Below are 16370 nucleotides of genomic sequence, written 5' to 3'. Positions count from 1 at the left end.
GAGGTCGGCAGGCCGGCGGTCATTCCGCGGGCCTGCCTGCTACTGAATGGATTGGGGCCAGCTTCGCGCTGGCCCTTTTCGTTTGTCAGTGCCGTCTGATGCGCTGAAGGTGGCAGACCTTCACACGCCCGCCCCTGCCATCCGAGCGCCAGCTGCAGCCCGGATTGCGCGGCCGCCCTTCGTAGATGTGGTAGACACCGCGGCTCCGGCGATCGAAGCGCTGGTTCGAGGCATCGTGCCCGCCGATGCGGACATTGTTGCCGAAACGCACTTCGGCAGCGGCCGGAATGGCCACCGCCAGAGGGAGTACCAGCGCAGCAAGCGCCAGCAGATATGTCGGAAGATTGGCCGGTCTCGTCATCCGGCCATCAGACCAGCCAGGCTCGGGCGGTGCAAGGCTGGCGGAGCGTTCAGCTCCGTCCCCCGACCACGACGAGCTGCTTGATCTCGCCGCGCAGGAAGGCCTGCAGGAAGCGGTCATAGTCCTTGACCGAGACGCAGCCATTGGAGTCGCCGCGCGGGCCGAGGAGGTAGTTGTGCACCAGCAAGCCGGCGCGGCCGAAGATCTTGCCGCTGCCGCCGACCGGATGCATGCGGATCGCACGCACGCCATGGAACAGGGCTTCGCGCTCGGTCAGATTATAGACATGCGGCGGCGTCGGACCCTTCATCCGGACATGGACGAAGCGGAGGTCGTTCATCATCTCGCCGAGGCCGGAATTGGCCTCCAGCCGCTCGCCATTGGGCAAATAAACCACACGCGCGCTAATGTCGTAGACTGCGGTCTTGCCACTGGCAGCCGGTGTCGCCGACGACATCGGCACAGGCATCGGCGCCGGGGCGACGGTGAGGCCGCTGCCGCGGCCGCTGCGCTGGGTGATGTCGTCCTGCGGCGCCGCATAGGCGAGGCGCTCGCCGGAGCTCTGCGGTGCATTGGCATTCACGCCGAAGAGCTTCTCGAAGAAGTTGCGGTTGTCGGTCGCGGGCTCGACTTTGGCGACGACGTCCTTGCCCTGGCGCGAGGTCGCACGGGCCGCGAGGCGCGGCTCGGGCGGCGTCGGCAGCTTCAGATCGGACGGCCGTGGAACGGGGCGCGGCGCGATCAAGGCGATCTGTTGCGGCCCGGCCGTGGCGGGCTGGACGGCGACCGTGGTCGTCGCCAGGCTTGGGCCGCCGACCGGCTCGGACGGCGCGATCGAGCCGGTGGTCTCGGGATCGAGCATCGTCGCAATCTGTGTCGGTATAGCGGACTGGAACCGACCGGAGAGCGGCGCACTGTCGGCGAGAGACTGTGCGACGTAACCTGCGACATAGCCTGGACGGAGCAGTGGCGTCGCGCTGTTCGCGGGCGTGGGCGCCGAGCGGTGCTGCGCCTGTTTCGAAGCGAGATGCCCCATGCCGGCAACCGGCTCGGCCTGCCGGCTCGACCAGGTTGACAGCCCGGCCATCGCACCACCGGCGACGACCACAAGGACACCAAGACGCATGAAGGGGCTGCCGCGCCGGCGTTTCAAGCTATAGGAATAGCCGGCGAACTTGTTCGAGCTACGCATACGCAACGCCTCGGGACACCACAAAGGCATCCCGCTGAGACGCAGCGCCCTGCTTGTCTTGCCGCCGCACTCAATCGCGCAGGCAGACCGCAACGGCCTGTTCGTCAGTCTCGGGAGGCCCCAACCTCACAAGGCTCATTCAGCCCTTGCTTGGTTAATTCCCGATGAATCAAAACAAATTTACGCAGAGTCAGCCGCGCTGCGGCCAACCGGGCCGCAGCGCGTTTTCGTGGACCGGACCTCGTCAGGCCAGGGGCTTGAGACCGGCCTCAATGGCCGCCCGCTTCGACTCCAGGAAGGGCGGCAGCGACAGCCCCTCGCCCATCGTCTCGAAGGGCTCGTCGGTGGCGAAGCCCGGCCCGTCGCTGGCGATCTCGATCAGCACTCCGTTCGGCTCGCGCAGATAAAGCGAGCGGAAATAGAAGCGATCGACCGGCCCGCTGTTCGGGTAGCCCGAGGCGCGCAGCCGCTCGGCCCATTCATCGTACTCGCCAAAGCTCGGCGTACGCAGCGCCAGGTGGTGGACCCCGCCGGCGCCTTCGCGCGCCGGAGCAAGACCGGGCTCGACCGCGACATTGAGCTCCGCTGCCGGACCGCCCTCGCCGATCCGGAAGACATGGATGTCGCCGCTGGCATGAGCCGCGTCGCGATAGTCGGCGATCCGCTCCAGTCCGAGCAGCTTGGTCAGGACGAGTTCCGTGCGCTCTACCTGCGGAACCGAGATCGTCACCGGCCCAAGCCCGCGGATCTGATGTTCGGCCGGCACCGGGCTCTTCTCCCAGGCGACGAAGGGGATCGTCCCGCCATCGACGATGAGCGTCAGGCGCTGGCCCTCCGGATCCTCGAAATCAAGCACAGCGCGGCCATTGAGCAGGCGCGTATCGGAGACCTTGACGCCAGCCGCATTGAGGCGCTCGCGCCAGAAGTCGAGCGACGCTTCACTTGCGACCCTGAGCGAGGTCCGCGTGATCGAATGCGTACCGCGCTTTGCCGGAGCGGTCGGCCAGTCGAAGAAGGTCAGGTCGGTTCCGGGCGAGCCGGCGCCGTCCGCGTAGAACAGGTGGTAGGCGGAGGTATCGTCCTGGTTCACCGTCTTCTTGACCAGGCGCAGGCCGAGCGTCTCGACATAGAAGCGCCGGTTCTGTGCCGCCTGAGCGGTGATGGCTGTGACGTGGTGGATGCCGGTGAGCTGCATGGTGTGGGCCCCTTTGATGATGCGCCTCATCTGCCGAGGCGTTTCCGTTGCCCACCGATATAGTCTTTGCAGCAACGCCATGAAGTTGGCATTCAGCCAATCATGAATTGCATAATTGCAATATTACGGCTTAGTCCTTCGGCGTCGATTGCGTCGGCACGCTGCTCTTGTCGCCGGGGCCCGGCGGCGTCGTGCAGTCCTGCGGCTTGTTCCTGCAGTCATAGACCATTGTCGGGGCCGCCGACTGCCCAGCCTGTCCGGCAGACGGCAGGATCATGTTCTGGCCCTTGTCGACCTGGCTCGGATGCGTCGTCTTGGGGCCGACGCCGGAATTGTCGGGCGTCTTGTTGGTCTGTGGCGTCTGCGCTGTGGCGACCGTCGTCAGCGCGGCCGTCGTCAGCACAGCAAGCAGCGTCGTCCTGGCGGTCATGGCGAATCTCCGAAGCTGATCAATGCGTTCGGAGATCAACCCGCGATTGCGAGATCGGGTTCCCGCTTATTCCGCAGCCCGTGCGACCGGAGCCGCCGGCGCGCCACCATGCCGACTCGGCTTGGCCTTAAGCTTGAGCTCCTGCAGCTCGTCGCGCTCGCGCGGCGTGTTGCGCATGAGCTGGTCCTTGCCGGGCTGGTACTGCACCGGCTGGGCGACGTCGGCGCCGTACCAGGCGGCCGCCCGAAGCACGAAAGACGGATCGGCCAGATGCGGGCGCCCGAGCGCAACAAGATCGGCGCGGCCGGCGGCGACGATGGTGTTGGCCTGGTCGGCCGTGGTGATGGCGCCGACGCACATGGTCGCGACGCCGGCCTCGTTGCGGATGCGGTCGGCGAACGGCGTCTGGAACATGCGGCCATACAGCGGGCGCGCCCGCGGCGTGGTCTGCCCGGTCGAGACGTCCACGAGGTCGCAGCCTGCTCCAGCGAAGGCTTCGGAGATCGCGACCGAATCCTCGGCGCTGATGCCACCTTCCTGCCAGTCCGTCGCCGAGATGCGCACCGACATCGGCTTGCTGGCCGGCCAGATTTTGCGAAGGGCGGCAAAGACTTCGAGCGGGAAGCGCAGACGGTTTTCGAGCGAGCCACCGTACTCGTCCGTGCGCTGGTTGGTCAGCGGCGAGAGGAAGCTCGCCAGCAGATAGCCATGGGCGCAGTGCAGTTCGAGCATGTCGAAGCCGGCGCGCAGGCCGCGCTGCGCAGCCGCGACGAAGTCGGCCTTGACCCGGCCCATGTCGGCGCGGGTCATTTCGCGCGGGACCTGGCTCTCCGGGTAGTACGGTAGCGGTGAGGCCGAGACGATCGGCCAGGCGCCCTCGGCGAGTGGGCGGTCCATGCCGTCCCACATCAGCTTGCTGGCGCCCTTGCGGCCGGCATGGCCGAGCTGGAGGCAGAGCTTCGCCGCCGAGTTGCCATGGACGAAATCGACGATGCGGGCCCAGGCGGCTTCCTGCTCGTCATTGTAAAGGCCGGTGCAGCCGGGGGTGATGCGGGCATCGGCCGAGACGCAGGTCATCTCGGTGAAGACGAGCCCTGCCCCGCCGATGGCGCGGGCGCCGTAATGCATCAGGTGCCAGTCGCCCGGCAGACCATCCTGCGCCGAATACTGGCACATGGGCGAGACGACGAAGCGGTTCTCCACCTTCATCTCGCGCAGGTGGAAGGGCTGGAAAGCCGGCGGCACCGGCGTGCCGTCACGGCGCGTCGCCTGCTCGGCGCCGAGATCGTCGGCAACCAGCCTGTCGATCGCCGCGACGAACTCGGGCGCGCGCAGAGCGAGGTTGTCGTAGGTGATCGCCTTGGAGCGCGTCATCAGGCCGAAGGCGAAGCGCAACGGCTCGAAATCCCAGAAGCGCTTGAGCTGCTCGAACCAGACCAGCGAGACGTCGGCGGCATGCTGGGTCTTTTCGACCTCCTCGCGCCGCCCGGTCTCGAAGGCAGCGAGCGCCGCCTTGACGTCGAGCCCGGCGCGGTGAAAGGCGCGGTGCAGCGCGATCGAATCCTCCATGGCGAGCTTGGTGCCGGAGCCGATCGAGAAATGCGCCGTCGCCTTGGCGTCCCCGAGCAGGACGACATTGTCGGCGACCCAGTGGCCGCAGCGGATCATCGGGAACTGCCGCCAGAGCGAGCGGTTGGTGATCAGCCTGTGGCCCTGCAATTCCTCGGCGAAGACCTGCTCGAGGAAGGCGGCCGTGCCGGCTTCGTCCAGGCCCTCCAGCCCGGCGCGGGCGAAGGTCTCTGGATCGGTCTCGAGCACCCAGGTCGATTGCCCCGGCTCGTACTGGTAGCAATGGGCGATGAAGACGCCGTGCTCGGTCTGCTTGAAGAAGAAGGTGAAGGCGTCGAAGGGCCGGGTCGAGCCCATCCAGACAAAACGGTTCGGCCGGAGATCCACCTGCGGCGCAAAGCGCTCGCGATCGCCCTCGCGGATGCGGCTATTGATGCCGTCGGCGGCGACGACGAGGTCGTAGTCGCGCTTCAGCGCCGCGACGTCCTCGATCTCCTGCGAGAAGACCAGCTTGACGCCGACCTGGCGCGCCCGCTCCTGCAGCAGCGTCAGCAGCGTCCGGCGCGAGCAGCCGCAGAAGCCGTTGCCGGGCACACGGCGGACCGTGCCTTTGAAATGGATCTCGATATCGTCCCAATAGGCGAAGCTGCGGACGATCGCCTCGTAGCTCGGCAGGTCGGCCGCCTTGAACAGGTCGAGCGTCTGGTCGGAGAAGACGACGCCGAAGCCGAAGGTGTCGTCGGGGCGATTGCGCTCGAAGACGGTAATGTCGAGCTCAGGCCAGTCCCGCTTCATCAGCAGCGCGTAATAGAGACCTGCCGGCCCGCCGCCCACCACCGCAATGCGCATGACGTCCTCCTTGGCTGAGAAAATCATTTTAAACCTAAAATAATTTTGGCTCAAGCCTCCGGTCGAAAGTTAGCGTCGAGCCGCGGGCCACACGAGCCAAGCTCGACGATAACACACATAAATCTCTGATATTTCGCGCCATTCAGTACCGATGCGCAACTCTCCCCTCGCCTCTTGCAAAATGTTTCAGACCTAAAATATATTGGCTGCCAAGAGGGAGTGAACGGCATGGCATCGGCTCTGGCGGGACAGCATGCCCTGGTGAGTGGCGGCGGACGCGGCATTGGCCGCGCTATCGCCTCCACTCTGCGCCAGGCAGGCGCCCGCGTCTCGATCATCGGCCGCAATGACGACATCCTGCAACAGGCGGTGCTCGCCGGTGCGGCCGACGCCGCCCATTCCGTCGACGTGACCGACGAGGCGGCAGTGCGCGAGGTGATGGCCGGGCTCGCGGCGGGACAGCCTTTCGACATCGTCGTTGCCAATGCCGGCGCGGCCGAAAGCGCCAGCTTCCAGCGCAGCGAGGCGGCTCTGTTCCGGCGCATGGTCGAGATCAACCTGATCGGCACGGTGAACTGCTTCCGGCCTGCTTTGCCCGGCATGACCGAACGCCGCTCCGGGCGACTGATCGCGATCGCCTCGACGGCGGGGCATCGCGGCTATCCTTACGTCTCGGCCTATGTCGCGGCCAAGCATGCAGTGGTCGGCCTGGTGCGCTCGCTGGCTCTGGAGACGGCGCGCTCCGGCGTCACCGTCAACGCGGTCTGCCCTGGCTATACCGACACCGACATGGTCGCCGGAAGCCTGACCACGATCGCCGCCAAGACCGGCAAGAGCCGCGAGGAAGCGCTGGCGGAACTCACCAAGGACAATCCGCAGCACCGGCTGATCACGCCGGAGGAGGTCGCGGCGGCGGTCCTCAATCTCTGTGGCCCGCAAAGCCGCGGCATCACCGGCCAATCCATCCTGATCAATGGCGGGGAGTTCTGAACCATGGAAATCCCGTCCACCGCCCCCCTGCTCGATCGCGAGACCAAGGCCAGCGAGCGCCCCGGCGACCACAAGGACGAGCTGCGGCTCTGGCTTCGGATGCTGACCTGCTCGACCCTGATCGAAAGCGAGATCCGCACCCGCCTGCGCGAGGAATTCAAGACGACGCTGCCGCGCTTCGACCTGATGGCGCAGTTGGAGAAATCGACGACCGGCATGACCGTCGGCGAGGTTTCGCAGCGCCTGATGGTATCGAACGGCAATGTCACCGCCGTGGTCGCCGGCCTGCTCGCCGACGGCCTGGTCGACAAGCGCCCGGCCGCGCAGGACCGGCGCGTTCAGGTGCTGACGCTGACCGCGCAGGGCCGGCGCGCCTTCAAGGCGATGGCCGAACGGCATGAGGACTGGATCGCCGAGCTCTTCGCCGGCCTCGGCCCTGCCGAGATCGGCCAGCTCTTCCGCCTGCTCGGCGGGGTCAAGACCTCGTTGCACCAGGCCATCAGCAACCGCCAGAACGGCACGCCGACCGCGGCGGGAGACGACCAATGACCAGCGCCAACTCCGTCACCCTGCCGCTGTCCGGCTTCAAGCCGCAGCATTTCCAGCTCTCGGTCGCCGGCAAGGTCGCGACCGTGACGCTGAACCGGCCGGAGAAGAAGAACCCGCTGACCTTCGAGAGCTATCGCGAGCTGACCGACTTTTTCCTGGCGGCGCAAAAGGACGAGGACGTCAAGGCGATCGTGGTCACCGGCGCCGGCGGCAACTTCTCCTCGGGCGGCGACGTCTTCGAGATCATCGGGCCACTGGTGGCGATGGAGACCAGGGACCTGCTCAAGTTCACCCGGATGACCGGCGAGCTGGTCAAGACCATGCGCGCCTGCCCGCAGCCGGTGATCGCCGCGATCGACGGTATCTGCGCTGGCGCCGGCGCGATCGTCGCCATGGCCTCCGATCTGCGCCTCGGCACGGCCGAGACCAAGATCGCCTTTCTGTTCAACCGCGTCGGCCTCGCCGGCTGCGACATGGGCGCCTGCGCGATGCTGCCCCGCATCGTCGGCCAGGGCCGCGCCGCCGAGCTGCTCTACACCGGCCGCGTGCTGAAGGGCGAGGAGGCCGAGCGCTGGGGCTTCCTCAACCGGCTGATCGCCCGCGAAGGCGTGCTCGCCGAGGCGCAGGCGCTCGCGGCCGAACTCGCCGACGGGCCGACCTTCGCCAACGCCATGACCAAACGCATGCTCGAAATGGAATGGGCGATGTCGGTCGAGTCCGCGATCGAGGCGGAAGCGGTGGCGCAGGCACTGTGCATGCAGACAGAGGACTTTGCCCGCGCCTATCACGCCTTCGCCGAAAAGCGGAAGCCGGTGTTCGAGGGCAACTGAGATGGCTTCGCTCGGCACCGGCATTCTCGGCGACACGCTCGACTGGCCCTTCTTCGAGGCGCATCACCGCGACTTCGCCGGGCGGCTCTCCGCCTGGGCCGACGCCACCCTGCCCGGCCTGCCACATGACGATGTCGACGAGGCCTGCCGCGCCCGCGTGAAGGCGCTGGGCGCAGCCGGTTTCCTCAAGGCTGCGGTCCCGGCCGAATATGGCGGCCTGCATGCCGCGCTTGACGTGCGCACGCTCTGCCTCGCCCGCGAGATCCTGGCCGCCCGCGACGGGCTCGCCGATTTCGCCTTCGCCATGCAGGGGCTCGGCACCGGCTCGATCAGCGTCGCCGGCTCGGCCGAGATGAAGGCGCGGATACTGCCGTCGGTGGCGCGTGGCGAGAAGATTGCCGCCTTCGCCCTCTCCGAGAAGGAGGCCGGCTCGGACGTCGCGGCGCTGGCGACAACCGCCACGCCGGACGGCAACACCCATGTCCGGATCGACGGCGAGAAGACTTGGATCTCGAATGGCGGCATCGCCGACCACTATGTCGTCTTCGCCCGCTCCGGCGAGGCGCCGGGCGCGCGCGGTCTTTCGGCCTATCTGGTCGACGCCGACACCCCCGGCCTCTCGATCGCCGAGCGTATCGACGTGATCGCGCCGCATCCGCTGGCGACCCTGCGCTTCGATGGTTGCCGAATCCCCGTGACGAACCGCATCGGCGGTCCCGGCGATGGCTTCAAGGTGGCGATGGCGACGCTCGACATCTTCCGCTCGACGGTCGGCGCCGCCGCACTCGGCTTCGCCCGGCGCGCCCTGCACGAGACGGTGTCGCACGCTAAGGGCCGCAAGCTCTTCGGCGGCACGCTCGGCGACCTCCAGCTCTCGCAAGCGGCGATCGCCGACAGCGCGACCGAGGTCGATGCTGCCGCCCTCCTCGTCTACCGCGCCGCCTGGACCAAGGACCGCGGCGCGGCCCGCGTCACCCGCGAGGCGGCGCTGGCCAAGCTGGTCGCGACCGAGAACGCCCAGAAGGTGATCGACCGTGCCGTGCAGATCCATGGCGGCCTCGGCGTCACTCGCGGCGTCAAGGTCGAGGAACTCTATCGCGAGATCAGGGCGCTCAGGATCTATGAGGGCGCCAGCGAGGTGCAGAAGGTCGTGATCGCGCGCGACTTGCTGAAATAGGCGCGAGCATGGGCCGCAAACGGGAGGAGCCGACTTTGCGACAGGACCATGCTCGAAAAATAGACCAGGGGAACGAGATGGGTACCGCAGATCTCATGCGGTCGGGACATGTGGACACATTCGCGCGGGACAATCTGCCGCCGCGCGAGAGCTGGCCGCGCCTCGACCTCGCCGTCGCCGGGCTGAGCTATCCGGAACGGCTCAACGTCGTCACCGAGTTCGTCGATCGTCATGTCACCGAGGGGCGTGGCGGGCGCGATGCGGTGATCGGACCGAGCGAGACCTGGAGCTATCAGGCGCTCGCCGACAAGGTGAACCGCATCGCCAATGTGCTGACCCGCGATCTCGGCATGGTGCCCGGCAACCGCGTGCTGTTGCGCGCCGCCAACACGCCGATGATGGTCGCGACCTATTTCGCGGTGCTGAAGGCCGGCGGTGTCGTGGTCGCGACGATGCCGATGCTGCGCGCCGGCGAGATCGCCTATCCGATCCGAAAGGCCAAGATCGGGCTGGCACTCTGCGACGCGACGCTGGTCGACGAACTCAAGGCAGCGCAACAGCTTGCGCCGGAACTCTCGACCATCGTCACATGGGGTGACGGCGAGCTCGAAACGCTGATGGAGAAAGCCGGCTACGAGAGTTTCGTGCCGGCTGACACGGCTCAGGACGATGTTTGCCTGATCGCCTTCACCTCCGGCACCACCGGCGAGCCCAAGGGCACGATGCATTTCCAGCGCGACCTGTTGGCGATCTGCGATGCCTATGGCGCGCGCGTGCTGAAGGCTGCCCCCGACGACCGCTTCATCGGTTCGCCGCCGCTCGCCTTCACCTTCGGGCTCGGCGGCATCGTTCTCTTCCCCTTGCGGATCGGCGCCGCCTGCGTGCTGCCGGCCAAGGTCGCGCCGGCCGATCTCGCCGAGGCGATCGAGCGCTATAGAGCGACCGTCTGCTTCACTGCGCCGACCGCCTATCGCGCCATGCTCGGCAAGCTCGGCGAGCGCGACCTTTCCTCGCTGCGCATTTGCGTCTCCGCCGGCGAGGCTCTGCCGAAGGGGACCTTCGACGCCTGGCGCGAAGCGACGGGCATGTCGTTGATGGACGGCATTGGCGCGACCGAGATGCTGCACATCTTCATCGGCGCGCCGCATGAGAAGATCCGGCCGGGCTCGACCGGCCTGCCGGTGCCCGGCTACGAGGCGAAGATCGTCGACGAGGACGGCAAGGAGGTGCCGGACGGCACGCCGGGTCGCCTCGCCGTGCGCGGCCCGACCGGCTGCCGCTATCTCGCCGATCCACGCCAGGCCAAATACATCCTTGATGGCTGGAACGTCACCGGCGACACCTATCTGCGCGATGGCGACGGCTATTTCTGGTACCAGGCCCGCTCCGACGACATGATCATCTCGGCCGGCTACAACATCGCCGGACCGGAGGTCGAAGCCTGCCTGCTGACGCATGAGGCGGTGGCCGAATGCGGTGTCGTCGGCGCGCCCTGCCCCGAGCGCGGCCAGATCGTGAAGGCCTATGTGCTACTGCGCGAGGGTTTCGCCGGCGATGCAGCCCTCGCCAAGGCCTTGCAGGACCACGTCAAGGCGACGATCGCACCCTACAAATACCCGCGCGCCATCGCCTTTGTGACAACCCTGCCGAAGACCTCTACCGGGAAGCTGCAGCGCTTCGCCCTGCGCGAGATCGCGCGGCAGGAAGCCACGGCTTCCTGACTATCGCTTGAGAAAGATAACGCCATGACCAGCGGCATGCCGCCCTCCGACCCCACTTCGCAGCGCGCCCGCGCCGTCCTGCCCAAAGGCTGGCCGCAACCGCGCGGCTATGCCAACGGCATGGTCGCCGAAGGCAAGTTTCTGATGACCGGCGGTCTCGTCGGCTGGGACGCCCAGGGCGTCTTCGCCAAGGGCTTCGTCGCGCAGGTCGGCCAGACCCTCGCCAACATCAAGGCGGTGATCGAGGCCGGTGGCGGCAAGGTCGAGGATATCGTGCGCCTGACCTGGTACGTCACCGACATCGAAGCCTATCGCAACAGCCTCGCCGAGCTCGGCCCGGCCTATCGCGCCAATTTCGGGCGGCATTTCCCAGCCATGGCTGTGGTTGCCGTCGCCGCCCTGGTCGAGCCCGAGGCGATGGTCGAGATCGAGGCGACCGCGGTGCTGGCAGGCTGAGCGGTCGCCCCGGCGTGGTTTCCAGCCCGCTAGGAATTTACCAATAATTATCCACGATACTCGACCGCGCCGCCCATATCCGGGCGGTGCGTAACCAGGAGTATCGCATGACAAGCATTGGCGGCGTTGGGGGCTTTCGCCCGCCACCGCCCGGAAAACCACCGAGCTTCGACAAGCTCGACGGCAATGCCGACGGGGCGCTCAGCTTCGAGGAGTTCGCAGCCGGCGCGCCAAAAGGCGCCGACAGCAAGAAGACCGAGAAGCTGTTCAAGGCGATGGACGCCGACCAGGACGGTTCGGTCAGCAAAGCAGAATCCGACGCCTTCAAGACGAAATTCGAGAAGGCCGAGCAGCAGATACAGGCTCTCCTGCTGATGCTCCAATCGGAGACGGCCAACGCCTCGACGCAGACCAAGGCCGACGCCAAGGACGGCGACGACAAGAACTATTTCGCCAAGCTCGACAGCAATTCCGACGGCAGTGTCGCCAAGGAAGAATTCCTGAAGGCGGTCGCCCCCGATGGCGACGGCTCGAACGGCCTGCTCAGCCGTCTCTTCGCCGCGATGGATGCGGACAAGGACGGCAAGATCTCCAAGGAGGAGATGGCGGACTTCAAGAAGCAGATGGAAGAACGGGCCTCGCACCGGCCACCGCCACCTCCGCCGCCGGCGGAGATCACTGGCGCGTCGGAAGCCTATGGCCAGACCTACCAGCTCGGAGCACGTGCTTCCGCTGGCACGACCTATTCCCAGGCGGCTTAGTCACCGCTTGCGCAACGCCGGGCCGGCAGAAGGCCGTCCGGCGCTCTTAAGCCTCCTAGATCCCGGCCCCGTCATAGAGCGCAGGCGGCGTCCGCTTCGCCCACAGTCTCGCATGCAGGCCCTTTAGCAACGGCCGCAACGCGACATCGCCGAGCCCCAACGCAGCCGCGAGCCCCCATTGCCCGGTCGGCAGCGCCACGGCGGCGAACACGAACAAGCCGCTCGCCAGGCGCCAGCTCGCCGCCTCGAACCAGGTGCGCCGCTCCTGCGTGCCTCGCCAGCCGACGAGGCGCAAAACCGCACGACTGGCCGCACCAGCTTCGGTGATCGAACGAGCCTTGTCCTGGGCCTTACGGGTCTCAATGAAGCCGAAGGCGACCGTCTGGTTGCTGAGCCTGTCGATCAGGATGAAACCGCCGAGCTCGCGACTGCTTGTGTAGTCGAGTACTGCGAGCTGCCGGTCGAGCGTCAGCGTCGCCAGGCCGATGCCGTTCATCGCCAGGCTCTCCGCCGGCGCCTCGGCATAGCTCTCGATATCGACGCTGTGGTGCAGGCGGACGATCGTGGCGTTGGCGCTCGCGGTGGCGAGCTTGAGGATGAACTCGCCGCCCTCGCGCAGCGCCGCCTCGCCAGTCCAGAGCAGCCGCGCCTGCAATTCCTGCTTCACCACCGGGGCATGCACGACCGAGGCGATGACGTCGCCACGCGACACGTCGATCTCGTCCGCAAGCGTGACCGTCACCGACTGGCCGGCGCTCGCCTGCGAGACGTCGCCTGACGGTGCGAGGATGCGCGCGATCGTGCTGCGGCGGCCGGAGGGCAGTGCCGCAACCGCATCACCGACGCGCAGCCGCCCGCGCGCGACCGTGCCGGCAAAGCCGCGGAAGTCGAGATCGGGCCGGTTGACCCATTGCACCGGCAGGGCGAAGCCGGCTTCCACTTCCGCCTCGGCGACGACGACGACGGATTCGAGCAGCGGCAGCAGCGCCGGGCCGCGATACCAGGGCATCAGCCTGGATAGGCTGGTGACGTTCTCGCCGTCGCGGGCCGAGACCGGGACGAAATCGATGCTAGCGAAGCCTAGCCCAGCGACCGCCTTGCGATAGTCCTGCTCGATCTGGCGGAAGACTGCCTCGTCATAGCCGACCAGGTCCATCTTGTTGACGGCGACGACGACATGGCGGACGCCGACCAGCGAGACGATGAAGGAATGCCGGCGCGTCTGCGGCAGCAGGCCCTTACGGGCATCGATCAGGATGATGGCAAGGTCGGCGGTCGAGGCGCCGGTCGCCATGTTGCGGGTGTACTGCTCGTGGCCGGGCGTATCGGCGACGATGAAGCTGCGCTGATCGGTCGAGAAATAGCGGTAAGCGACATCGATGGTGATGCCCTGCTCGCGCTCGGCCGAGAGCCCGTCGACCAGCAAGGCGAAATCCGGCGCCGCGCCTTGCGTGCCGAACTTGCGGGAATCTGAGTCGAGCGCGGTGAGCTGGTCGTCGAAGACCGCGCCGGCTTCGTAGAGGATACGGCCGATCAGCGTCGACTTGCCGTCGTCGACCGAGCCGCAGGTAATGAAGCGCAACAGGGCGCGGGCGCTGCCCTCGGTGTTCTGACCCTGGTCGTTGGCGGGATGCGGCTGGCCAGCCGGAACGGGCTGGCCCTTCAACTTCGCGAGCGCCGCCATCAGAAATAGCCTTCCTGCTTCTTCTGCTCCATCGAGCCTGAGCCGTCATGGTCGATGACGCGGCCCTCGCGCTCGGAAGAGCGGGACGCCCGCATCTCAGCGATGATGTCGGTGAGGTTCGCCGCCTCGCTCTCGACCGCCCCGGTCAGCGGATAGCAGCCGAGGGTACGGAAGCGGACCATGCGGGTTTCGAGCTTTTCGCCGGGCAGCAAGTCCATGCGCTCGTCGTCGCGCATGATCCAGGCGCCGTTGCGCCGCACGACCGGGCGCGGCGCGGCGAAATAGAGCGGCACGACCGGGATGTTCTCGAGGGCGATGTAGTCCCAGACGTCCTTCTCGGTCCAATTCGACAGCGGGAAGACGCGGAAACTCTCGCCGGGGCCTTTACGCGTATTGAACAGGCGCCAGGGCTCCGGCCGCTGGGTCTTCGGGTCCCAGCGATGCTGGGCCGAGCGCAGCGAGAACACGCGCTCCTTGGCCCGGCTTTTCTCCTCGTCGCGACGGGCGCCGCCGAAGGCCGCGTCGAAGCCGTATTTGTCGAGCGCCTGCTTCAGCCCTTGCGTCTTCATCACGTCGGTGTGCAGGCGCGAGCCGGAGGCGAACGGGTTGACGCCGGCACGCACGCCTTCCTCGTTGATGTGCACGATCAGGTCGAGCCCGAGGCGGCTGGCGGTCTGGTCGCGGAAGGCGATCATGTCCCGGAACTTCCAGGTCGTGTCGACATGGAGCAGCGGGAATGGCGGCTTGCCGGGATAGAAGGCCTTCATGACGAGGTGCAGCAGGACGGCCGAGTCCTTGCCGATCGAATAGAGCAGCACCGGCTTCTCGCAGGTCGCAACGACCTCGCGGATGATGAAGATCGCCTCGGCTTCGAGCTTCTGCAGATGACTGAGCTGGATCACGCCAAAACCTCCGCGGTCGGCTTGGACCGCACCAATCGGCCATCGGGGCCGACATGCAGGCCGCACTCCTTGGCGGCCTCCTCTTCCCACCACCAGCGCCCGGCCCGCTCCGGCTCGCCCGGCTGGATCGCGCGGGTGCAGGGCTGGCAGCCGATCGAGAGGAAGCCCTGCTCGTGCAGCGGGTTGAGCGGGATGTCGTGCTTGCGGGCGAAAGCCAGCGCCTCGTCGCGCGACCAGTCGAGCAGCGGGTTGAGCTTGATCAGGCCACGCTCGCGATCGACCTCGGCGAGCGCGACGCCGCCGCGCGCAGCCGACTGGTCGGCGCGCAATCCGGTGATCCAGGCGGCGGCGCCGGCGAGCGCCCGGCCGAGCGGCTCGACCTTGCGGACATTGCAGCAGGCCTTGCGGGCCTCGATCGAATTGTAGAAGCCGTTGATGCCATGGCCGAGCACGAAGGCCTCGACGGCGTCGTGCCGCGGATAGAACGGTATGATCGTGACGCCGTATCGCGCCTCGGTTTCGGCCCAGAGCGCGTGGACCTCGCCGAAGAGCCGGCCGGTATCGAGCGTGACGATCTCGATCGGAAGATCTTGCGTCGCGATCAGATGGGTGACGACCTGGTCTTCGAGGCCGAAGCTGGTGGTGAAGACGAGACGGCCTGCGACTTGACGCACCAGCCCTGCGAGGCGCTCGGCTGCATCCGACTTTCCGAACGCAGCATTGAGGTTTTCGGCCTGATCCTGCAACTCGAACATGTGCTTGCTCTGCACGCGTGGAACCAACGCGAGCCGCTCAACGCTGCTCTCGCTCGCCGCCACCCGCCATACCACTGGTCATTCGGATGTTCTGTAAATCGAACAATCCACATATAACCTGAATGGCAACCAATCAATTTACATCAGGTAGCGTGAATTTTCTTATTTGGCAGAAGAAGGAGAAGATCCTTCCCGGGCCGCGTACTCCACGTCGTATTCGCCAGCGCGCTGGCCCCGTCATGATAGGAACTTTCGCTTCGGCACCTGCGTTGAGCGGACATTGCAGGCTGGCCCTGCGACGCAAAATGGGGGAATGCCATGGCGAATTCCGCGAACCAGGCCGTCGAAAGCTTGCGCAAGGAGCAGCGCAAGCAGCGCGAAGATGAGAAGAAGGCCGGCAGCAAGGGCGACAAGCAGCTCGACAAGGCGCTGAAGGACACCTTTCCAGCGAGCGACCCGATCGCACCGCAAAGCCCGACCAAGCCCGGCGCGCCCAAGCACCGGAGCTGATGCTGACACGCGCGGTTGCTGATGTAGCTATTCTCCCATCTCGGCTGACGAGATGGAGATGACCATGCCTGAGCGCGCCAGAGTTGATGCCTTCGTCGCCGCCGTCGTCAGCGGCGACCATGTCGGCGCGATCCGCGACTTCTATACTTACGACGCGACCATGCAGGAGAACGCCAACGAGCCGCGTCGCGGGCGCGAGGCGCTGATGGCGCATGAGGCGCGCGCGCTGGCGCGGCTGGAAAAGATGCACACCCACCCGCCCGTCGCCGTGCTTGTCGATGGCGACCATGTCGTCGTTCGCTGGATCTTCGACGCGACCGACAAGGCGGGCGTGACGCGCCGCCTCGAAGAGCTCGCCTTCCAGCGCTGGCAGGGCGACCGTATCGCCGAGGAGCGCTTCTTCTACGACACGGGAAGCGCCTGGCAGGTCGTCGGGTAG

Annotated in this window: 17 protein-coding genes; 9 read left to right on the top strand and 8 right to left on the bottom strand. The window is 66.7% G+C overall.

The window, feature by feature from the left end:
• Window positions 1-85: 85 nt before the first annotated feature.
• The 5 genes from ACQKLX_RS00250 to ACQKLX_RS00230 form a co-directional block, all read right to left on the bottom strand.
• Entirely contained in the window at window positions 86-361 is a 276-nt protein-coding gene (locus ACQKLX_RS00250; RefSeq protein WP_427358423.1) for a hypothetical protein, read from the bottom strand.
• Window positions 362-410: 49 nt separating this feature from the next.
• On the bottom strand, window positions 411-1553 hold the full coding sequence (locus ACQKLX_RS00245; protein WP_427358421.1) for a DUF2778 domain-containing protein: 1143 nt from the start codon (window positions 1551-1553) through the stop codon (window positions 411-413).
• Window positions 1554-1797: 244 nt separating this feature from the next.
• Complete coding sequence (locus ACQKLX_RS00240; protein WP_427358419.1) at window positions 1798-2778, bottom strand: ring-cleaving dioxygenase; 981 nt, start codon at window positions 2776-2778, stop codon at window positions 1798-1800.
• A gap of 100 nt (window positions 2779-2878) precedes the next feature.
• Complete coding sequence (locus ACQKLX_RS00235; RefSeq protein ID WP_427358417.1) at window positions 2879-3178, bottom strand: hypothetical protein; 300 nt, start codon at window positions 3176-3178, stop codon at window positions 2879-2881.
• Between the two features lie 66 nt (window positions 3179-3244).
• Window positions 3245-5596, bottom strand: coding sequence for a bifunctional salicylyl-CoA 5-hydroxylase/oxidoreductase (locus tag ACQKLX_RS00230; RefSeq protein ID WP_427358415.1), 2352 nt, complete (start codon window positions 5594-5596; stop codon window positions 3245-3247).
• 228 nt (window positions 5597-5824) lie between these two features.
• Between ACQKLX_RS00230 and ACQKLX_RS00225 the strand changes: the two genes are divergently transcribed.
• The 7 genes from ACQKLX_RS00225 (at window position 5825) to ACQKLX_RS00195 (ending at window position 12080) form a co-directional block, all read left to right on the top strand.
• Window positions 5825-6586, top strand: a complete 762-nt coding sequence (locus ACQKLX_RS00225) for an SDR family NAD(P)-dependent oxidoreductase (RefSeq protein WP_427358413.1) — start codon at window positions 5825-5827, stop codon at window positions 6584-6586.
• A 3-nt stretch (window positions 6587-6589) separates the two neighbouring features.
• Window positions 6590-7135 carry a MarR family winged helix-turn-helix transcriptional regulator gene (locus tag ACQKLX_RS00220; RefSeq protein ID WP_427358411.1) on the top strand — a complete coding sequence of 182 codons (546 nt, stop codon included), beginning with the start codon at window positions 6590-6592 and terminating at the stop codon, window positions 7133-7135.
• Window positions 7132-7965 (top strand): enoyl-CoA hydratase family protein, encoded by an 834-nt coding sequence (locus tag ACQKLX_RS00215; RefSeq protein WP_427358409.1) that lies wholly within the window; start codon window positions 7132-7134, stop codon window positions 7963-7965. The genes ACQKLX_RS00220 and ACQKLX_RS00215 overlap by 4 nt, the downstream gene beginning before the upstream one ends.
• A 1-nt stretch (window position 7966) precedes the next feature.
• Window positions 7967-9142 carry an acyl-CoA dehydrogenase family protein gene (locus tag ACQKLX_RS00210; RefSeq protein ID WP_427358407.1) on the top strand — a complete coding sequence of 392 codons (1176 nt, stop codon included), beginning with the start codon at window positions 7967-7969 and terminating at the stop codon, window positions 9140-9142.
• Between the two features lie 77 nt (window positions 9143-9219).
• Window positions 9220-10863, top strand: a complete 1644-nt coding sequence (locus ACQKLX_RS00205) for a benzoate-CoA ligase family protein (RefSeq protein WP_427358405.1) — start codon at window positions 9220-9222, stop codon at window positions 10861-10863.
• Window positions 10864-10887: 24 nt separating this feature from the next.
• A complete protein-coding gene (locus tag ACQKLX_RS00200; RefSeq protein WP_427358403.1) occupies window positions 10888-11319 on the top strand; it encodes a RidA family protein in 432 nt (143 codons plus the stop codon).
• A 107-nt stretch (window positions 11320-11426) separates the two neighbouring features.
• Window positions 11427-12080: an EF-hand domain-containing protein gene (locus ACQKLX_RS00195; protein WP_427358401.1), complete on the top strand. Its 654-nt coding sequence runs from the start codon at window positions 11427-11429 to the stop codon at window positions 12078-12080.
• Between the two features lie 55 nt (window positions 12081-12135).
• Here ACQKLX_RS00195 and cysN read toward each other — a convergent pair whose 3' ends face one another.
• From cysN to ACQKLX_RS00180, 3 genes are read right to left on the bottom strand one after another with little or no spacing between them, the layout of a single operon-like run.
• Window positions 12136-13764 carry a sulfate adenylyltransferase subunit CysN gene (gene cysN, locus ACQKLX_RS00190; protein ID WP_427358399.1) on the bottom strand — a complete coding sequence of 543 codons (1629 nt, stop codon included), beginning with the start codon at window positions 13762-13764 and terminating at the stop codon, window positions 12136-12138.
• Window positions 13764-14666, bottom strand: coding sequence for a sulfate adenylyltransferase subunit CysD (gene cysD / locus ACQKLX_RS00185; RefSeq protein WP_427358397.1), 903 nt, complete (start codon window positions 14664-14666; stop codon window positions 13764-13766). The genes cysN and cysD overlap by 1 nt, the downstream gene beginning before the upstream one ends.
• Complete coding sequence (locus tag ACQKLX_RS00180) at window positions 14663-15421, bottom strand: phosphoadenylyl-sulfate reductase (RefSeq protein ID WP_427358395.1); 759 nt, start codon at window positions 15419-15421, stop codon at window positions 14663-14665. The genes cysD and ACQKLX_RS00180 overlap by 4 nt, the downstream gene beginning before the upstream one ends.
• Window positions 15422-15739: 318 nt before the next feature.
• Here ACQKLX_RS00180 and ACQKLX_RS00175 point away from each other — a divergent pair, with 318 nt between their 5' ends.
• Window positions 15740-15931 (top strand): hypothetical protein, encoded by a 192-nt coding sequence (locus ACQKLX_RS00175; RefSeq protein WP_427358394.1) that lies wholly within the window; start codon window positions 15740-15742, stop codon window positions 15929-15931.
• Between the two features lie 58 nt (window positions 15932-15989).
• Entirely contained in the window at window positions 15990-16370 is a 381-nt protein-coding gene (locus tag ACQKLX_RS00170) for a nuclear transport factor 2 family protein (RefSeq protein WP_427358392.1), read from the top strand.

Source organism: Allobosea sp. NPDC003192 (genome assembly GCF_050275675.1).
Lineage (GTDB): Bacteria > Pseudomonadota > Alphaproteobacteria > Rhizobiales > Beijerinckiaceae > Allobosea.
The sequence above is the reverse complement of the archived record's forward strand: the minus strand, read 5'-3'. Positions and strand labels throughout refer to the sequence as shown.